We start from the raw sequence: 16,287 nt of genomic DNA on the forward strand, positions 1-16,287 counted from the left end.
TACCTCAGGTGAAGCATCCGGCAAGCAGGCAAAAAAAAATCGCAGTCCGGAGACTGCGATTTTAAAAGTCTGTGCAAGCACTCAGGCGGTCGTATTGACGTTGCGGCCAATATTGGGATTGGCCGGCAACTGCGGCAATGCCTGAAGCATACCGACAGCCGCAGCGGCCTGGCTATCCAGCGCCTTCTTCAGGACCAGCATGTTGACTGAGTCCGAAGTCTGCGCCGAGGCCAGGCTGGTGGCGACCGATGCGATTTGGTTGATATCCATGGATCTCTCCTTTTGGGGGAAACCGAACCAGAAGATGCCCGGCCCGGTGCTTCAATTACGGCATTGAATCCCGTTTCTTTACGTCAATCAAGAAATTTTTCGAGATGTTGTCATCCCTGCTATGCCGATGTGAAACGCATCCTCGCTGCAAAAAAAATCGCACCCCGAAGGGTGCGATCAAGTGCTGCCATTCACTGAGCGCCATCCTGCGCGCCCTGTCTGCCTAGACGATGGTGTTGATGATGCGGCCGATATTGATATTGGCCGGTAAGCGCGCCACGGTCGTGGCTGCACCGATCACATCATCCACCGCCGTCTTGGCGACCTTGCCCAGATCAATGCCGACGGACTGCGCCGCCTTGTCGGCCAGCCAGGCCGTTGCTGCGCCGCTGGCGAGCGTTGCTAGCTCCATATGAAACTCCTTGTGTGAACTGCAACGGGGCCATGACGCGGCCTGCCCGTCCGTGTTTCCAGATTCCCCCCTGCACGGCGGTACAGGCTTTACGTCATGGGTGAATGTGTTAGCGGCAGCCGGGCAGCGTCCCTTGACGGTGATTACCCCTTCCTTACCCGCTTTTGCACTTGTAAACCGGGTAGCGGAGTCATTCAGTTGGGCGCAGCCGGGGCCGCCGGGGCGGGAGTGGCCACTACGGGCGCAAGTTGTTCGTAAACCGAACTGGCGATGCGCGAGAGTTCCGGGCGGGCGAGACTGCCGGAGAGGGCGTAGCCGAACTGGCCGTCGATCCAGTAGAAGACGTTGACGCGGCCTTCCTGGGCGAAACGGAAGCCCGTCTCGTGGTTCTGCACCTGGTCGCGCGAGACATACAGGGTGAGCCGCTGACCGGCCGCATCCTGGTACATGAACTGTGCCACCGGTCCGCTTTGGCCGGGCAGCAGGCGACCGCCGATCAGGTCATAGCCCAGCGGGGCCAGCTTGGGGGCGCGCACATTGGCGCCCAGCCGGCGCGACAGCCAGGTCACCAGGGCCTGCTCCTGGTCGGCGCCAACTTCCACCGGGCGCCGCAGGTCGGCGCTGAAGACGGTATGGGCCACTGCAGCCTGGCGTGCCAGCATCACCGGGGCGGAGGCCACAAGAGTGCGCGCATTGCCGCCGGCGCTCAGGTCACGCAGGTACCAGCCGCCCAGGCCACCGGCCAGGGTCAATAGCAGCATGGCGGCGTAGCGCCACCAGAGCGCGCTATTGGCGGCATTAGCGGCATTGGCGGCTGCGCCCTGATCACGGCGGCGATATTCTTCGCCGCCTGCCAGCACCGCAGCAGCCAGGCGGGGGGGGAGTGCTTCTTCCAGCACCGGGTCGTAGTGCGCATGCAAGGCGCGATTCTGGGCGCGCCAGGCGCGCACCTGCTGCAACTCCACGGCGTGCGCGGGGTCCTGCTCCAGCCAGGCGGCGATTTCACCGGCACGCGATGCCGGCAACTGGCCGTCGGCATAGGCATGCAGCTCTTCTTCGGAAATTGCCGGGGTCTTCATTTCACCACCTTCAGGGTCGAACCGGCGCTACCCAGACCACCCAGGCCACCCGCTCCGTCCATCGCGTGGCGCAGGCGCTCGCGGGCGCGTGACAGGCGCGACATGACGGTACCGGTCGGTATGCCCAGGGTCACCGCGACATCCTCGTAACGCATTTCTTCCAGCACCACCAGCAACAGGACTTCACGCTGTTCGGCTGGCAGCGCCTGCAGGGCCGCTTCCAGGTCCAGCGCCAGCCCCTGGTCGCTAGCCGGCGCGGGGGCCGCGATAGTTTCCGCCTGCTCCAGTTCCAGTTCCACCGTATTGAGCACCGGCTTGCGGCGCTGGTCGGCGTGCAGGTTATGCATGATGGCGAACAGCCAGGGACGCATGTCGGTGCCGCGCTTCCAGCTATCGCGCTTTTGCCAGGCACGTTCCAGCGTGTCCTGCACCAGATCGTCGGCGCCCTCGCGTTCACCGGTCAGGGCCCGGGCGTAGCGGCGCAGGCGCGGCAGGCAGGCGAGCATGGCTTGCTCGTCGGCCTGTCGTTCGCGCTGTTGCCGTTCCAGCCTGGCCTTGCGTCCGAACATGGGGCGCTCCCGATGCCTGGTGTCTCAGATCAGGGCTTGACCACGTGCCAGATGTCCTTGAAGTTGTCACCGGTGCGCTCACCGGGCTTCTTGTCGGCTTCATACAGGTACAGCGGCTTGCCCTGATAGGCCAGCTGGGCGCTGCCGTCGTCGCGGGTCACGGTGGAATACGGCGCGGCGGGCATGCCCATGGGTGTCACCGGCGGCCACAGCTTGGCGCAAGGGCCATTGCAGACGCTCTTGCCGCTATTGGCGGTGTCCTTGTCGAAGGTATAGACGGTCATGCCCTTGGCATCGACCAGGATGCCGTCCATGGTCTTGACGCCGGCACTCTGGGCGGAGGCGGTCAGGGATGCCGAGGCGCAGGCCAGGGCCAGCAGGGAACTTGCGAGCAGTCTCATGTCATTTCCTTTTCTTGGTGGGCTTACAGGTTACGGGTTACGCGTTATGCCATACCCATGCCGACGTATACGCGGCCGGCCCCTGCATTATTCCCGTCCCTGCAAAAATATTTTTACCTGAGCCGTGCCGCGCCGCACCATCAGCGGCTGACGGTCTCCCGTTGCATCGGTGCCAGCAGGGCCAGCAGCCGGTTCTGGGTGTGCGAGGGGATGCCGTTGGCGTCCATGGCCAGTTGCAGGTCTTCCACCAGGGCATTGAAGTCGGCGTTGCTGAGCTTGAGACCCTGGTGCACTTCGCGCATGGGGTCACCCGTGTAGATGCAGCCGCCGCCGCTCAACTGGCAGAACTGTTCCACCAGCTTTTGCTTGACGCGCTCGATATTGGACTCGGCAAACGTATGCTTGATGCGCCGATCGGCCAGCATGTTGGCCATGAAGTCATCCACTACTTTCTGCAGCACCGGCAAGCCGCCCAGGGCGCGGTAGAGGCTGTCGTCCGGCGGCGTCTGTGCCTGGGCCGCGCCCAGTGTGCCGGCCAGGGCCAGGGCGGCGGCGACGCGCGTTATCTGCTGTCTCATCATGGCTGCTCCTCGCGCTCAGAATCCGGCCTGTAGCGACAGATAGACGCCGCGCTGCCGCTTGGGGTTGTAGACGGTGATGTCGCCCAGCGCCACGTAGGCCAGGGTCATCGACAGGTTCTTGCTGGGGAACCAGGCCAGGAAGGCATCGTAGTAATCCTTCTCATGGTCGGCTGCGAGGTTGCGCGGCTTCATGCGGTATTCCACGCCCAGCGCCAGCTTGCGGTTGATCAGGTAGGCCGCCGAGAACTCGCCCATGGCCTGGTAGCGATCACGCTGGTCGCCGCCGAAGCCGAGCAGGCCCATCTGGTTGGCCTTGGTCAGGCGCAGCGTGCCGTTGAGCAGCAGGCTTTCCTGCAGCAGGAGCTTGGTGGCGGCGAGGTAATAGTCGATGCCGGCATCGCTGGCTGCGCCCAGTTGCTTGACGTTGGTAACCGCCCCCAGGCCGCCGATGCCATTGTTGTGCTTGAACATGACCCCGGCGGCAACCTGCGGCAGCCAGCGGTCCTGGTCGTAGACCGCGTCTCCGGCCAGCTTGAGCTTGATGCCGACGATGTCCTGGCTGATCTTGAGGTCGGCCAGCGGCGCCAGGCTGCCATAGAGCTCCTGCTTGTTCAGCGAGAGTTCGACACGGTCTAGGATGCCCACGGCCACGCCGTAGGACTTCAAGGTGTAATCCTGGGTCGACAGATAGGTGTAGTGCGCATTGGCACCATAGCTGTCACGGGTCCCGTAGCCGGTGATCAGGGCCCAGGGCGTGAGGCCACCGCCACCGGCACCTTCCACCTGGATCACGCCACCGGTGGCGGTGAGCTTGCCCAGGTCGGGCATCCAGCGGCGATCGTCGGGTGCTGTGGGCGCTGTGGACTCGCCGGTCGTCGTGGGTGCAGCTGCAGTGGCCGCGCCGGCGCGCATGGCCCGGGCTGCCTTCTGCTGCTGGGCCAGCGCCCAGGCATCGCGTTCGGCATCGCTCATCTGCGCCAGCCCAGGTGCCGAGAGCGTTGTCAGCAGCGCCAGAGCGCCGCCCTTGATGGTGTTCTTCATCCCACTCCCCCTGCCCCACTTGTCTGATCCGTCATTGATGCTGGCGGCCCCTCGCCGCCGCTCATACCGCCATGTTTTCGGACTGGTCCAGCGCCTCCGGCGCGCGCCATTGCTGCAGCCATTCCAGGAAACGCTCGACCGGCATGGGCTTGCCCATGAAATAGCCTTGTCCCTGATCGCAGCCCATCTGCCGCAGCAGGAACCACACCTCTTCGCTCTCCACCCCTTCGGCCACCACCCGCAGGCCCAGATTGTGGCCCAGGTCGATGGTGGAGCGCACGATCTTGGCATCGTCCTGATCCTGCGCCATCTTCATGACGAAGGACTTGTCGATCTTCAGCTCCCGCACCGGCAGCCGCTTCAGGTAGGCCAGCGAGGAATAACCGGTGCCGAAATCGTCGATGCTCAAGGCAAACCCCATGGCCGCCAGCCGGTCCAGCGTGTTCTGGGCACGCGCCGGGTCGTCCATGATGGCGCTCTCGGTGATCTCCAGGCAGAGCGCGGCGGGCGTGAGTCCGTGGCGCTCGACGATGGCGGCGAAGACGCCCGGCAACTCCTGGTCCAGCAGGTCGCGTGTCGAGAGGTTGACCGAGAATTTCAGGGCAATGCCATTGCGACGCAGCTCGGCCGACAGGCTGGCGACCTTTTCCATCATCCAGACGGTCAGCATGCGAATGAAACCGGTGGTCTCGGCGAAGGGAATGAAATTGTCCGGGCCGATGAAGCCCTTTTCCGGATGCAGCCAGCGCACCAGCGCTTCGGCCCCGAACACTTCGCCGGAGGCCAGGTCCAGCTTGGGCTGCAGATAGAGCATGAATTCGTCGCGCTCCAGTGCGCGGCGCAGCTCGGAAAGGAGCGACAGGCTTTCCTGGCTGCTGCGGTCGATGGCAGGGTCGTAGACCACCACCCCGCTGCCCTTGCGCTTGGCGGTGTACATCGCCACCTCGACGCGGCTGAGCAGGACATCACTGCTGCGCCCATGAGCCGGATAGCCGGCGATGCCGATGCCGGCGCCCAGATCCACCGTCTGTTCCTGCAGGGACAAGGGTTGCTCAAGCGCCCGCAGGATATGTGCCGCCTGCGCCAACGCGCCTTCCAGGTTCACACCGGGCAGCAGGATGGCAAATTCGTCGCCGCCCAGGCGCGCCACCTTGGCCCCCGGATACAGCAGCTGGGCCGTCAGGCGCGACGCCACCTGGCGCAGCAGGTCGTCGCCGAAGCGGTGACCCAGCACATCGTTGACCTGCTGGAAGCGGTCCAGGTCCATCATCAGGATGTGGCAGGTACCGCCCACCGATTCCCCGCCGTCGATGATGGCGTCCCGTAGCAGATCGGCGAACTGCACCCGGTTGGGCAGGCCGGTCAACTGGTCCTGGTAGGCCAGTCGGCTGATTTTCAGTTCACGTTTGGCGATCTCGCCACGCATGGTTTCGAAGGCTGCGCCCAGGCGGCCGATCTCGTCCTGGCGCCGGATATACAGGCCTTCGCTGTAGTCACCCGCGCCCAGGCGCTTGGCCACGCTGGCCAGGTCGCGCAGGGGGCTGGTGATGCGCCGTGCCATCACGGCACTGGCCACCGCCGCACCCAGCACGCCCAATACCGTAATGCTCAGCAGGATCACTTGCAGCCGCTGGTAGGGTGCCACCGCTTCGCTGACCGAACGCTGCAACACCGCCACCGCCTGCTGGCCGTTGCTGGCCTGCGCCAGCGGCAGGATGCGGGCGCGATACTGGTTGCCGTCGATCTGCAAATCGGCCGGGCCGGCGGCGCGCACATCGCCCACTTCGTGCAGCAGCATCTGCGCCTCGGGTTTGGCCAGGGTCGATACATCCGACACCCAGTCAGGGCGCCCGCGCTGGCGAACCAGGATGGACACCTGCAGCTGCGAGAGGGCGCGCATGTCATTGACCAGATCGCGATCCACCGGGAAGCCCATGACCACCCAGGCGATGGTGACCGGCGCCTTGATCGGCACGGCCACGATCTGGAACAGGCTCTCCCCCACCACCACGCTCTCGGCGGCACCGTTGGCGTTGTCCTTGTCGGCCTTGCGCACCAGCTCCAGGCTGCTGCGCTGGAGGTCGGTGTCGGGGTACTCCATGGTCGAGGCGCGAATCGTGCCGTCGGTGGCGATCAGCATGCCCATGGAAGCGCCGATGCGCGCCCCGTGGTTGGCCAGCACCGAGCCGATGGTGTCATGGTCGTCGGTGCCAATGGCCTGGCGGAAGCCGAAGTCGGACGCCAGCAGCCTTGCGCCCTGGGTCAGTTTCTGGGCGTTCTGGTCCAGCAGGCGCGTGAAGACGCGCTCACCGATCACCAGTTCGTCGCTGATGGCGCTGCGCGCGTTGCGGTCGATGGCGGTACGGATCGCCACGAAGCCGGCCAGTTGCACCACCACGATGAGGATGATGAACAGCGCAACGATCTTGCTTTCCAGACGGTAAAGACGCACCCTTGCCCCGTTTCCCTTATTTGCCATGCACGGCGCCGCCCTAAAGCGGCACCGCCTTGACGTTGAGTTTGATGGCGGCCTTGCCGTCGCCCTGGACCTCCAGCGCCTGTTGCACGGCGGCCTGGTTCGGGCCCATCGTGAAATACCAGGCCTTGAGCGTGTAGCGGCCATTGCCCAGGCCATCCAGCCTGACCGTGCCACTGCGATCGGTCACGCCGAAATACGGCGTATTGACCACCTGCACGTAGGCCACCATCTCGTCATGGATATTGCAGCCCAGCACCACGGTTCCCGCCTTGTCGAAGACCACCGGGCTGCCGGGTACGCCGGAATAAAGCTTCAGTTCGAAAGTCTTGGCCGGCGAGAACGAATAGACGTGGTGCCGGATATTGTCATGGTTAGGGAACAGGATGGGCGTGCCGGTCTGCACCACCGTCACCAGCGGGATGAAGGTCTTGTTCTTCTGCTCGATCTCGACCTGTCGCGGCGGCTTGGCGGGTGCGGCGGCGCCGCCCGCCGGTTCGGCATAGACCACGGCATTGGGAACCACCTGACCGGCGCTATCGAGGACCTGCACCGAGACCGCTGCCTGCGCTGCGCAGGCAGTAGTGGCGGCCCAGATACATGCCATGACCTTGACGAGCTGCCCTGCCCTGCGGCGTATGTTCTTGTTCTGCATATCGCTTGATGGAAAATGGGTAACGGCGGGGGCCACCCGGCGCGCCACCTCCATGGCGCATCCGGCAAGCTTTTCCCTTCACCCTGCACTATACGGAAGCCCTTAGCGCTGCATATAGGGGAGTTTCTGAGTTGCCCGACAGCAATCCGACAACCCAACACCCCTTATGATCGCCCTGCTGGTGATCAGTCCCCTCATGAACCTTCACCAAGCTTCACGATTATGCCTGCGAATCTTCTCTTGGAGCAGTCAGATAGCCGATCACTGCCGGCAGAATTTCCGGACGCACGCTCCCTGCGGACAGCCCTCCCGGACCGGTCAGGACCACGGCATTGATCAGCGCCTTCAACATGCGCTGCAGGACGAAGGTCGCCACATCCAGGTCGGGTGTGGTGATGCTGCTGCGGTGCTTTTCCAGCACGCGGCGGATGGCCTCGAAGAAACGCTGGCGGATCTCGCTGGACACCGGCAGGTTGTAGGCCGGGAATTCCTCTTCCAGGATGCGGTTCAGTTCCGGCTCCAGCAGATGGGCCGCCACCAGGGCGCCGATCAGCTTGTCGAAGTCTTCGCGCAGGGAGCCGGCGGCATCGATATGCGCCACCACATCCTCGAACAGCCCCAGCATGCGCGAGACGTGGCGCTCGCGCAGGGCAAAGATCAAGGCGTCCTTGTTGGGGAAATACTGGTACAGCGAGCCCACGCTGATACCGGCCGATTCGGCCACGAGATTGGTGTTGGTCTTGGCATAGCCGCGCTCGACGAGCACGCGTGACATGGCATCAAGGATGGTATCGACCATCGCCCGCGAACGCGCCTGGCGTGGTTCTTTTCTGGGTTGCAGTTTCATTGGCAGCTTTGGTAAGGAATTCGCCCGCCCCCGACGCGAATTCACAACATGAGTGATTGTTCGTATATCCAAGTATAATACGGAAAATGAGTTTTTACTCGCCCCGCCCCCGGATGGTACTCGTAAATCCAGGTGAGCGCTTGGTACCGGATTGAACCAGCGCCGCCAGCATCCCATGCGTGTGGCCTGCTGGGCAGGCATCAGCGGGTCGCAAAACTCACAAAAGAACTCGTATCGCCAAATACCTCTTCGTGGAGAATTCTATGAAACGCATCACGTCGCCCGGGCTGCGGCCACGGGCGATCGCCACTCGTGTCGTGGCGACCGCCTTGCTGGGCGCGCTCGGTTTGTCAGGTTGTGCCAGCTTCGAGGGCATCGGCAGTGACAAACAGCTCGCCCAGGCCCGCGATTTCGCGACCCAGCGCAGTCTGTCGGATCCCAATCCCGGCGCGTCCGACGGCCAGTGGCCGGGAAGCGACTGGGTGCGCCAGTTCGGCGACGCCCAGTTGAACGCCCTCATCGAAGAAGCCCTGGCCGCCAGCCCCAGCCTGCAGCAGGCGCGTGCCCGCATCGGCGCGGCCACCGCCCTGGCCGAATCGCGCGGCGCGCCGCTGCTGCCCAACGTGGATGCGCAGGCCTCGTTCACGCGCAACCAGTTCTCCAGCACCTCGATCTACCCGCCGCCGTATGGCGGCAACTGGTACAACGAAAAGAAGGCCGGTCTCAACGTCGGCTATGAGCTCGACCTGTGGAACAAGAACCATGCCGCCCTTGAACAGGCCATCTCCAGCGAGAAAGCCGCCCAGGCCAGCGAACAGGAAGCACGCCTGGCCCTGACCGCCTCCATCGTCTCGGTCTACAGCCAGCTGGCGGCGCAGTATGCGCTGCACGATATCCTGCAGCGCACGGTCGATCAGCGTACTTCCCTGGAAAAGATCACCGCCGATCGCGTGCGTACCGGCCTGGATAGCCAGATCGAGCGCAACCAGTCGCGCAGCAGCAGCGCCGAGGCACGCGCCCAGCTGGAGCAGAGCGAAGGCCAGATCATCCTGCTGCGCCAGCAACTGGGCGCCTTGAGCGGAAAGGGGCCGGATCGCGGCCTGCAACTGGCGCCGCCCTCCCTGCAGAACCTGGCCACGCCCGGCCTGCCGGCGGACCTGCCGCTGAACCTCATGGGTCGCCGTCCCGACATCGTGGCCGCACGCTGGCAGGTGGAAGCCGCCAGCCAGGGCATCACCGTGGCCAAGGCACGCTTCTACCCGGATATCAACCTCTCGGCCATGATCGGCTTCGACAGCCTGATCGACAGCAACCCCTTCACGGCCGCCAGCAAGAGCATCGCCTTTGGACCGGCCATCTCGCTGCCGATCTTCGAGGGCGGCGCGCTACGGGCCGGACTCAAGGGCGAATACGCCAACTACGAGCTGGCCGTGGCGACCTACAACAAGGCGCTCAACGATGCCTATGCCGACGTGGCACGCCAGATCGCGGCGATCCACTCGACCGAGCGCCAACTGCCGATTCGCGACGAGGCCCTGCAAGCAGCCGAACGCGCCTACCAGCTGGCACGCGAGCGTTATCGCCTGGGACTGGTCTCGCAACTGACGCTGCTGTCGGCCGAGACCGCCGTGCTGGGTCAACGCCAGTCCATGGTGGCGCTGCAGGCGCAGCGCCGCGAACAGCAGGTGGCACTGTACAAGGCGCTGGGTGGCGGTTTCGACGCCCAGCAGGCCGGGCTGGCCTATGGTCAACCGCAACAGCAGCCACAGCAGCAACGCTGAAGCAGGCCCGAAATAGGTCTGAGATCAGCATGACATCCCGACATTGAATCCAGCCTGGTGGCCGGTCTCTCCACTGATCCGCCGACCACCGGGACGGCGTGCCGCAACAGCGACGCGCCGATTGACCGCCTACAAAAAGATAGAACGGAGTCCTCCATGAGTGACAGCACCACCCAAAACAATGCGCCAGCCAACGGCAATGCAAATGGAAACGGCAATGGCAAGCGCAAACGCCAATTGATTTTGCTGACCCTGCTGCTGCTGGTGATCGCGGTCGCCTGCTTCCTGTACTGGTTCCTGCATGCACGCTTCTTCGAAGAAACCGACGACGCCTATGTCGGCGGCAATGTGGTGCAGATTTCCGCCCAGGTGGGCGGCACCGTAGTGGCCGTAAAGGCCGACGACACCCAGATCGTCAAGGCCGGCCAGCCGCTGGTGGCGCTGGACGCCGCCGACACCAGGCTGGCCCTGGATCAGGCCCAGGCCGCACTGGCCCAGGCGGTGCGCCAGACGCGCCAGCTGTTCCTGAACAACGATACCCTGGCCGCCAACGTCGCCGCCGCCGACTCCAACCTGGCCCGCGCTCGCGAAGACCTGCAACGCCGCCAGGCCGGCCTGGCTTCCGGCGCGGTCTCGCAGGAAGACGTCTCGCACGCCCGTGATGCCGTCAAGAGTGCCAGCGCCGCCCTGGACCAGGCACGCGCCGCCGCCGCCGCCAACCGCGCGCTGACCGACCACACCAGCGTCACCGAGCACCCCAACGTGCTGCAGGCCGCCACCGCCGTGCGCAATGCCTACCTGAACTACGCCCGCGTCAATATCGTGGCGCCGGTCTCGGGCTTCGTCTCAAAGCGTTCGGTGCAGGTCGGCCAGCGCATCGCCGCCGGCAACCCGCTGATGGCCATCGTGCCGCTGGAACAGATCTGGATCGACGCCAACTTCAAGGAAAGCCAGTTGCAGCACATCCGCATCGGCCAGCCGGTGGAGGTGATCGCCGACGTCTATGGCTCCAGCGTCAAGTACAAGGGCACCGTGATCGGCTTCTCGGCCGGCACCGGCGGTGCCTTCTCGCTGCTGCCTGCGCAGAACGCCACCGGCAACTGGATCAAGGTGGTGCAGCGCGTACCGGTGCGCATCGCGCTGGACCCGGAACAGGTGCGCGCCCATCCGCTGCGCATCGGCCTGTCCACCACGGCCACCGTCGATATCCATGGCGACGGCCGCGCGCTGGAAGCGGTGCCGACCAATTACCAGACCGACGTCTATGACGACCTGGGCAAGCAGGCCGACAGCATCGTCGAGCGCATCATCAGCGACAACGCCAGTGGTTTGCCGCAAGCCCGCAAGAGCAAGGCCGCGGCCACGCCGGCTGCCGTCCCGCATACCTGAGACCATGCCGCTGCAATCACTGGACAATGACGGAGCCCCATGGCCAACAGCCCTACTCCCCCAAAACCCTACACGCCACCGCCACCGCTGACCGGCGCCAACCTGGTGCTGGGCACCCTGTCGGTGTCGCTGGCGGTGTTCATGAACGTGCTGGACTCGTCCATCGCCAACGTCGCCATTCCGACCATCTCGGGCAACCTGGGCGTGTCGGTCGATGAAGGCACCTGGGTCATCACCTCCTTCGCGGCCGCCAACGCCATCTCGATCCCGTTGACCGGCTGGCTCACCCAGCGGCTGGGCGCGGTGCGCCTGTTCGTCACCTCGGTGCTGCTGTTCGTGGTGGCGTCCTGGCTGTGCGGACTGGCGCCCACGCTGCCCATCCTGCTGGCCGCCCGCGTGCTGCAAGGCCTGGTGGCCGGCCCCATGGTGCCGCTGTCGCAATCGCTGCTGCTGGGGGCCTACCCCAAGTCGCGGGCCTCGTTCGCCCTGGCGCTATGGGGCATGACCGCCGTGGTGGCGCCGGTGGCCGGGCCGGCGCTGGGCGGCTGGATCACCGACAGCTATACCTGGCCCTGGATCTTCTACATCAACATCCCGGTGGGCCTGATCGCAGCCGGAATCACGCTGGCCATCTACCGTTCGCGCGAAACGCCCATCCACAAGCTGCCCATCGACAAGATCGGGCTGGCACTGCTGGTGACCTGGGTGGCCGCCTTCCAGATCATGCTGGACAAGGGCAAGGACCTGGACTGGTTCGCCTCGCCCACCATCGTCACGCTGGGCATCATTGCCCTGGTGGCCTTTGCCTACTTCGTGGTGTGGGAACTCAACAATGACCACCCGGTGGTGGATCTGCGCCTGTTCGGCCGGCGCAATTTCGCCGGTGGCACCATCGCCATTTCGATCGGCTATGGCGTGTTCTTCGGCAACCTGGTGATCCTGCCGCAGTGGCTGCAGCAATACCTGGGCTACCGCTCCATCGACTCGGGCCTGTCGACTGCGCCAATCGGGATTTTCGCGGTGATCCTGATGCCGCTGATCGGCCGTTTCCTGCCGCTGGTGGATGCGCGCAAGGTGGCCACGGCGTCCTTCATCGGCTTTGCCATCGTGTTCTGGCTGCGCTCGCGCTACAACCTGCAGGTGGATCAGATGACGGTGATCCTGCCCACGCTGCTGCAGGGCATCCCGACGGCCATGTTCTTCGTGCCGCTGACGGTGTTGCTGCTGTCGGGCCTGCCGCCCGAACGCATTCCGGCGGCCGCCGGGCTGTCGTCCTTCGTGCGGGTGTTCTGTGGTGCGGTCGGCACCTCGATCTCCACCACCGCCTGGAACAACCGCACCATCATGCACCATGCGCAGCTGACCGAGCATGCCACGCCCTACAGCCCCTGGCTGCAGGAAACGCTCAACAACATCAGCAGCACCCTGGGTCTGAATGCCGAGCAGAGCGCCGCCATGCTGGAGCGGACCATCACCTTCCAGGCCGCCATGCTGGGCATCAACGACATCTTCTTTGTGTCGGCAGTGATCTTCCTGGTGATCATCCCGCTGATCTGGATCATCAAGCCCTCCAAGGGCGGTGCCGGCGCGGCCGAAGCTTCGGCCGCGCACTAGGCGAAGGCACCTGGCCCGGGCAGCCCGGCTAGCGCAGCCGGGCCAGCCCATGCTGCAGGCGGATGATGTCGATCAGCTTGCGCAAGGCCGGATGGGCATGGCGCCGGCTGCTGTAGTACATGTGGAAGGGCTCGCTGGGTGCAGCCCATTCAGGCAGCAGCACTTCCAGCGCCCCCTCTTCGATGTCCTTCCTGATCCTGGCCTCCAGCAGGTAGGCGATACCGACCCCGGCCCGGGCGGCGGCGATGGTGGCCGCCGTATTGTTGATTGTCACCAGCCCCGGCACGCGGATGCGCTGCTGGTGCTTGCCACGGCCGAACTCCCACTTGTAGCTGGAATTGTCCCCCAGCAGCAGTTGCAGGCAGTTATGCTGCGCCAGGTCCTCCAGCGTCTGCGGACGGCCGCAGCGCTGCAGATAGTCCGGCGAGGCGGCCGCCACCCAGCGGTGGGCGCGCGTCAAGGGCGCGGTCACCATGCCTTCCGGCACGTAGTGTCCGTAGCGGATGCCGGCGTCATAACCTTCGCTGACGATGTCGATGGGCCGGTCATCCACCACCACGGTGAGCTTGACTTTGGGGCATTGCCGGACGAACTCGGGGATGGCCGGCTCGATCAGCAGATGCGCGGCATCGGCAAAGACATTGATGCGCAACTCCCCCAGGCTCCCCGCCGCTGCGCTTTCCAGCACACCCAGCGCAGCACCGATCTTCTCGAAACCCTCCTCCAGGCGTAGCGCCAGTTCGCTGCCGGCCGCCGTCGGCGAGACCGCCCGGCTGGAGCGGTACAGCAGGCGGGTGGACAGCCGCTCCTCCAGCCGCTTCATGGCATGGCTGGTGGCCGAGGGGGTCAGGCCGAGCTGGATGGCAGCGGCCTTGAAGCTGCCGGTCCGCAAGATCGTGACAAATACCCGCAAATCCGAAAAATCCACATGATCCAGCAAGGACATGAATGAACTCCATTCACTTCATGAATTAATGATGTGCATGTTAAACCATCCTCCCGCTGCCGTGACGCAGGGTATAAATACGGTTTCACCGCCCGCAGGCGCCCCCACGGACCCTCCCGGGCCGGACAACCCATGCAAAGGATGAGCAACATGAAATCAAGAACGTTTGGCCGCACCGGTGCGGAAGTATCGGAGATCGGATTCGGCGCCTGGGCCATCGGCGGCTCCTGGGGCGACGTCTCCAGCCAGGACGCCAAGGCGGCCCTGCATGCGGCGCTGGACAGCGGCGTCACGTTCATCGATACCGCCGACGTCTATGGCGATGGCCGTTCCGAGCAACTGATCGCCCAGGTCCTCAAGGAACGTGGTGGCCCGCGCCCCTTCGTCGCCACCAAGGCCGGACGCCGGCTGTCGCCCCATGTCGCCGCCGGCTACACGCGGGAGAACCTGACCGCCTTCGTCGAGCGCTCGCTCAGCAACCTGGAAGTGGATTGCCTGGACCTGGTGCAGCTGCACTGCCCGCCGCCGGAAGTCTATTACCAGCAGGAAGTCTTCGGCTATCTGGATGACCTGGTCAGTGCCGGCAAGATCGCCCACTACGGCGTTTCGGTGGAGAAGGTGGAAGAAGGCCTGAAGGCCATCGAATATCCGAACGTGAAATCGATCCAGATCATCTTCAACATCTTCCGCCAGCGTCCGCTGTCGCTGTTCCTGGATGAGGCGCAGCGCCGCGACATCGCCGTCATCGCCCGGGTGCCGCTGGCCTCGGGCCTCTTGACCGGCAAGATGTCGGCGCAGACCACCTTTGCCGCCGATGACCACCGCCACTTCAATCGCCATGGCGAAGCCTTCGATGTCGGCGAGACCTTCTCCGGCGTGCCGTACGAGGTCGCCCTGGCGGCCGTCGAGAAGATTCGCGCGCTGGTGCCGGAAGGTGTATCGATGGCGCAGTTCGCGCTGCGCTGGATTCTCATGGAAAGCGGCATCAGCACCGTCATCCCCGGCGCGCGCAACGTGCAACAGGCGCAATCCAACAGCGCCGCCAGCGGACTGCCGCCGATCCAGGCCGACGTGATGCAGGCGCTGTGGCAGCTTTATCAGGACGACATCGCGCCCTACGTGCATCAACGCTGGTAAGCTTTGGCCCCTGCCCGTCACCCCTACAAGAACATAAGGACAACATGACACCCATCAAACTCGCCATCGCCGGCGTCGGCAAGATCGTCTATGACCAGCACGCCCCGGCCATCGCCGGCAACCCGGATTTCCAGCTGGTCGCCACGGCCAGCCGCAACCACAGCATCGACGGCGTGACCGCCTTCAAGACCATGGCCGAGATGCTGGATTCCGGCACGCAGATCGATGCCATCTCGCTGTGCATGCCACCGCAGTATCGCTATGAAGCGGCCCGCCAGGCGCTAATGGCCGGCAAGCATGTGTTCCTGGAAAAGCCGCCCGGCGCCACGCTGTCGGAAGTCGAATCACTCAAGGCGCTGGCGGCCGAACAGGGCGTAACGCTCTTGGCCAGCTGGCACTCGCGCCACGCACCGGCGGTGCAGGTAGTCAAGCGCCACCTGCGGCAGCATGCACCGCGCCGGGTCGAAGTGATCTGGCGCGAAGACGTCCGCCACTGGCACCCCGACCAGGAATGGATCTGGCAACCGGGCGGCCTGGGCGTGTTCGATCCGGGCATCAATGCCTTGTCCATCGTCACCGAGATCCTGCCGCAGGCCATGTTCCTCAAGCAGGCCACGCTGGAAGTACCGGCCAACCGCCAGACCCCGATCGCCGCGCGACTGGCCTTCACCGATGCCCTGGGGACGGATGTGCAAGCCGACTTCGACTGGCGCCAGACTGGCGAGCAGACCTGGGATATCGTGATCGATACCGCGAGCACGCATCTGCATCTCAAGAAGGGTGGGCATGAATTGTGGATCGACCAGGCGCCGTGCGAGCTGCCGGTGGAAGGCGAATATCCTTCGCTGTACGCCCATTTCTGCCAACTGATCCGGAACAAGTCCTCGGATGTGGACGTGGCACCGCTGCGCCATGTGGCCGATGCCTTCATGCTGGGGGAGCATGTGGTGACGGATGCGTTTGTCTAAAATGGCCCTCTTGGCTTGACCTCATTGCAAACGCGGCACCGACGGCCCTGATTGGGCCGTTTTTTTCGTCTGCCGCCCGCCGGTTACGCAATCAAAAAATAGATCCCGGGAAGAACGAGCC

The 16,287-nt window shown here is 64.6% G+C and carries 16 protein-coding genes; 5 read left to right on the forward strand and 11 right to left on the reverse strand.

Going from position 1 to position 16,287, the window contains the following annotated elements; translation table 11 throughout:
• Positions 1-81: 81 nt before the first annotated feature.
• The 10 genes from HWE04_RS04635 to HWE04_RS04680 form a co-directional block, all read right to left on the reverse strand.
• The gene (locus HWE04_RS04635; RefSeq protein WP_006463972.1) at positions 82-270 is read right to left on the reverse strand and encodes a YjfB family protein; all 189 of its coding nucleotides are present in this window, start codon (positions 268-270) and stop codon (positions 82-84) included.
• Between the two features lie 223 nt (positions 271-493).
• Positions 494-682, reverse strand: a complete 189-nt coding sequence (locus HWE04_RS04640) for a hypothetical protein (protein WP_006463975.1) — start codon at positions 680-682, stop codon at positions 494-496.
• Between the two features lie 194 nt (positions 683-876).
• Positions 877-1,761: an anti-sigma factor family protein gene (locus HWE04_RS04645; protein ID WP_241811663.1), complete on the reverse strand. Its 885-nt coding sequence runs from the start codon at positions 1,759-1,761 to the stop codon at positions 877-879.
• Positions 1,758-2,330: an RNA polymerase sigma factor gene (locus HWE04_RS04650; RefSeq protein WP_241811664.1), complete on the reverse strand. Its 573-nt coding sequence runs from the start codon at positions 2,328-2,330 to the stop codon at positions 1,758-1,760. Before HWE04_RS04650 ends, HWE04_RS04645 begins: the two co-directional genes overlap by 4 nt.
• A gap of 29 nt (positions 2,331-2,359) precedes the next feature.
• Positions 2,360-2,731 carry a COG4315 family predicted lipoprotein gene (locus HWE04_RS04655; protein ID WP_102664705.1) on the reverse strand — a complete coding sequence of 124 codons (372 nt, stop codon included), beginning with the start codon at positions 2,729-2,731 and terminating at the stop codon, positions 2,360-2,362.
• A 140-nt stretch (positions 2,732-2,871) separates the two neighbouring features.
• Positions 2,872-3,309: a group I truncated hemoglobin gene (locus HWE04_RS04660; RefSeq protein WP_446719207.1), complete on the reverse strand. Its 438-nt coding sequence runs from the start codon at positions 3,307-3,309 to the stop codon at positions 2,872-2,874.
• 18 nt (positions 3,310-3,327) lie between these two features.
• Positions 3,328-4,353 carry a DUF3034 family protein gene (locus HWE04_RS04665; protein WP_241811666.1) on the reverse strand — a complete coding sequence of 342 codons (1,026 nt, stop codon included), beginning with the start codon at positions 4,351-4,353 and terminating at the stop codon, positions 3,328-3,330.
• Positions 4,354-4,414: 61 nt separating this feature from the next.
• A complete protein-coding gene (locus HWE04_RS04670; protein ID WP_241811667.1) occupies positions 4,415-6,832 on the reverse strand; it encodes a putative bifunctional diguanylate cyclase/phosphodiesterase in 2,418 nt (805 codons plus the stop codon).
• A 13-nt stretch (positions 6,833-6,845) separates the two neighbouring features.
• Positions 6,846-7,436 carry a methylamine utilization protein gene (locus HWE04_RS04675; protein WP_241811668.1) on the reverse strand — a complete coding sequence of 197 codons (591 nt, stop codon included), beginning with the start codon at positions 7,434-7,436 and terminating at the stop codon, positions 6,846-6,848.
• A 268-nt stretch (positions 7,437-7,704) separates the two neighbouring features.
• Complete coding sequence (locus tag HWE04_RS04680) at positions 7,705-8,331, reverse strand: TetR/AcrR family transcriptional regulator (protein ID WP_039875728.1); 627 nt, start codon at positions 8,329-8,331, stop codon at positions 7,705-7,707.
• A gap of 263 nt (positions 8,332-8,594) precedes the next feature.
• Between HWE04_RS04680 and HWE04_RS04685 the strand changes: the two genes are divergently transcribed.
• The 3 genes from HWE04_RS04685 to HWE04_RS04695 all read left to right on the forward strand — a co-directional run bounded on the left by HWE04_RS04685 (position 8,595) and on the right by HWE04_RS04695 (position 13,115).
• Positions 8,595-10,112, forward strand: coding sequence for an efflux transporter outer membrane subunit (locus tag HWE04_RS04685; RefSeq protein ID WP_241811669.1), 1,518 nt, complete (start codon positions 8,595-8,597; stop codon positions 10,110-10,112).
• A gap of 156 nt (positions 10,113-10,268) precedes the next feature.
• Positions 10,269-11,501: an HlyD family secretion protein gene (locus HWE04_RS04690; protein WP_182992159.1), complete on the forward strand. Its 1,233-nt coding sequence runs from the start codon at positions 10,269-10,271 to the stop codon at positions 11,499-11,501.
• Between the two features lie 39 nt (positions 11,502-11,540).
• Positions 11,541-13,115 (forward strand): DHA2 family efflux MFS transporter permease subunit, encoded by a 1,575-nt coding sequence (locus HWE04_RS04695; protein WP_006463987.1) that lies wholly within the window; start codon positions 11,541-11,543, stop codon positions 13,113-13,115.
• A 28-nt stretch (positions 13,116-13,143) separates the two neighbouring features.
• Here the strand turns inward: HWE04_RS04695 and HWE04_RS04700 are convergent, their stop codons facing one another.
• Positions 13,144-14,061: a LysR family transcriptional regulator gene (locus tag HWE04_RS04700; RefSeq protein ID WP_102662094.1), complete on the reverse strand. Its 918-nt coding sequence runs from the start codon at positions 14,059-14,061 to the stop codon at positions 13,144-13,146.
• A 150-nt stretch (positions 14,062-14,211) separates the two neighbouring features.
• Between HWE04_RS04700 and HWE04_RS04705 the strand changes: the two genes are divergently transcribed.
• Entirely contained in the window at positions 14,212-15,198 is a 987-nt protein-coding gene (locus HWE04_RS04705) for an aldo/keto reductase (protein WP_241811670.1), read from the forward strand.
• 44 nt (positions 15,199-15,242) lie between these two features.
• Positions 15,243-16,166 carry a Gfo/Idh/MocA family protein gene (locus tag HWE04_RS04710; RefSeq protein WP_241811671.1) on the forward strand — a complete coding sequence of 308 codons (924 nt, stop codon included), beginning with the start codon at positions 15,243-15,245 and terminating at the stop codon, positions 16,164-16,166.
• Positions 16,167-16,287 lie beyond the last annotated feature (121 nt).

The sequence above is a fragment of the Herbaspirillum sp. C7C2 genome (genome assembly GCF_022627865.1).
Taxonomy (GTDB): Bacteria; Pseudomonadota; Gammaproteobacteria; order Burkholderiales; family Burkholderiaceae_D; genus Herbaspirillum; species Herbaspirillum frisingense.

Excerpts from the sequence above, each read along its gene's own strand:
- HWE04_RS04665 (WP_241811666.1), bottom strand. The coding sequence starts at position 4,353 with ATGAAGAACACCATCAAGGGCGGCGCTCTGGCGCTGCTGACAACGCTC.
- HWE04_RS04650 (WP_241811664.1), bottom strand. The coding sequence starts at position 2,330 with ATGTTCGGACGCAAGGCCAGGCTGGAACGGCAACAGCGCGAACGACAG.
- HWE04_RS04645 (WP_241811663.1), bottom strand. The coding sequence starts at position 1,761 with ATGAAGACCCCGGCAATTTCCGAAGAAGAGCTGCATGCCTATGCCGAC.
- HWE04_RS04640 (WP_006463975.1), bottom strand. The coding sequence starts at position 682 with ATGGAGCTAGCAACGCTCGCCAGCGGCGCAGCAACGGCCTGGCTGGCC.
- HWE04_RS04690 (WP_182992159.1), top strand. The coding sequence starts at position 10,269 with ATGAGTGACAGCACCACCCAAAACAATGCGCCAGCCAACGGCAATGCA.
- HWE04_RS04655 (WP_102664705.1), bottom strand. The coding sequence starts at position 2,731 with ATGAGACTGCTCGCAAGTTCCCTGCTGGCCCTGGCCTGCGCCTCGGCA.
- HWE04_RS04700 (WP_102662094.1), bottom strand. The coding sequence starts at position 14,061 with ATGTCCTTGCTGGATCATGTGGATTTTTCGGATTTGCGGGTATTTGTC.
- HWE04_RS04680 (WP_039875728.1), bottom strand. The coding sequence starts at position 8,331 with ATGAAACTGCAACCCAGAAAAGAACCACGCCAGGCGCGTTCGCGGGCG.
- HWE04_RS04710 (WP_241811671.1), top strand. The coding sequence starts at position 15,243 with ATGACACCCATCAAACTCGCCATCGCCGGCGTCGGCAAGATCGTCTAT.
- HWE04_RS04635 (WP_006463972.1), bottom strand. The coding sequence starts at position 270 with ATGGATATCAACCAAATCGCATCGGTCGCCACCAGCCTGGCCTCGGCG.
- HWE04_RS04695 (WP_006463987.1), top strand. The coding sequence starts at position 11,541 with ATGGCCAACAGCCCTACTCCCCCAAAACCCTACACGCCACCGCCACCG.
- HWE04_RS04685 (WP_241811669.1), top strand. The coding sequence starts at position 8,595 with ATGAAACGCATCACGTCGCCCGGGCTGCGGCCACGGGCGATCGCCACT.
- HWE04_RS04670 (WP_241811667.1), bottom strand. The coding sequence starts at position 6,832 with ATGGCAAATAAGGGAAACGGGGCAAGGGTGCGTCTTTACCGTCTGGAA.
- HWE04_RS04675 (WP_241811668.1), bottom strand. The coding sequence starts at position 7,436 with ATGGCATGTATCTGGGCCGCCACTACTGCCTGCGCAGCGCAGGCAGCG.
- HWE04_RS04660 (WP_446719207.1), bottom strand. The coding sequence starts at position 3,309 with ATGAGACAGCAGATAACGCGCGTCGCCGCCGCCCTGGCCCTGGCCGGC.
- HWE04_RS04705 (WP_241811670.1), top strand. The coding sequence starts at position 14,212 with ATGAAATCAAGAACGTTTGGCCGCACCGGTGCGGAAGTATCGGAGATC.